This window comes from Cellvibrio sp. ARAG 10.3 (assembly GCF_051846955.1).
Classification (GTDB): Bacteria; Pseudomonadota; Gammaproteobacteria; order Pseudomonadales; family Cellvibrionaceae; genus Cellvibrio.
In genome coordinates this window covers 1-1,230 of sequence record NZ_JBPYCU010000063.1, presented here as the reverse complement: position 1 = coordinate 1,230, position 1,230 = coordinate 1, and the positions used below count along the sequence as shown (strand labels likewise).

The window sequence follows — 1,230 nt, the reverse complement described above, 5'->3', positions numbered from 1 at the left end:
TGGACTTCCCAGATTTCACTAGACACCTAAAAGCCTCATAATCTAATTCCAAGATGAGGTGTCTATGTCAGGCAAACGATTTACCGAAGAATTCAAGAAAGAAGCTATCAAGCAAGTTACCGAACGGGGGTATTCCGTTGCGGAAGTTGCCGAGCGGCTTGGAACCACCACGCATAGCCTGTATGCCTGGCTCAAGAAATACAACCAACCACAACCCCGCCAGGCGGCTCAGGCAGATGAGCAAGTTGAAATCGCCCGCCTTAAAGCAGAGCTCAGACGAGTCACTGAGGAGCGTGATATTTTAAAAAAGGCCGCCGCGTACTTTGCAAGGGAACACGAATAAAGTACGCCTTTATCCGAGCTCACACCAAGGTGCATTCGGTGCGCTCGATGTGCCGTGTACTGAAGCTTCACCCCAGCGGTTACTACGCTTGGCTAAAAAATCCGGTATCAACACGTGAGCAAGAAGATCAGCGGTTATTGGTATTGATCAAAGAGCATTATCTGGCGAGCGGTGGCACTTACGGTAGTCCGTGGATACATAAGGATTTGCGTGAAGCAGGTGAGACATGCAGCGTACATCGCGTAGCTAAAATCATGCGGAAGTACCGGATAAAGGCGCAAATTGGCTATAAACGGCGCTACATCAAGGGCGGAAAAACTGCCAAGGTCGCGGCCAACGTGTTGAACCGGAATTTTAATCCTGAAGCACCGAATGTCTCTTGGGTTAGTGACATTACTTACGTGCGGACCTATGAAGGATTTTTGTACGTCGCAACGGTACTGGATTTATTTTCGAGGCGTATTGTTGGTTGGTCTATGGGTAAAAATATTGATCGCCACTTGGTGATTGATGCGCTGCTAATGGCTAAGCTCCGGCGTCAGCCAAGGGATGCCGTTCTCATTCACAGTGATCAAGGTAGTCAATATGGGAGCCATGATTACACGGCGTTTATGGAAGCAAACAATTTCATTCCTTCCATGAGCCGTCGAGGAAACTGTCATGACAACGCAGTTGCGGAAAGCTTTTTTGCAACGTTTAAGAAGCGAGTAACCCGCAGGAAGATTTACAGCACAAGGGAAGAAGCCAAAACAGAAATATTTAATTTTATTGAGATGTTCTACAATCCAGTCAAGCGCCATTCTCATAACGGCGGGTTATCTCCCGTTAAATATGAGGAGGCGTTTTTTCAGGGGCTCGAAAGTGTCTAGTAAAGCCTGGGAAGTCCA

Annotated in this window: 1 protein-coding gene; it reads left to right on the top strand. The window is 47.6% G+C overall.

Going from position 1 to position 1,230, the window contains the following annotated elements:
- Positions 1-64 precede the first annotated feature (64 nt).
- A protein-coding gene (locus ACSV5M_RS21765; RefSeq protein WP_439178956.1) for an IS3 family transposase occupies positions 65-1,212 on the top strand; the annotation gives its coding sequence in 2 pieces (ribosomal slippage) (positions 65-302 and positions 302-1,212; 1,149 coding nt in all).
- Positions 1,213-1,230 lie beyond the last annotated feature (18 nt).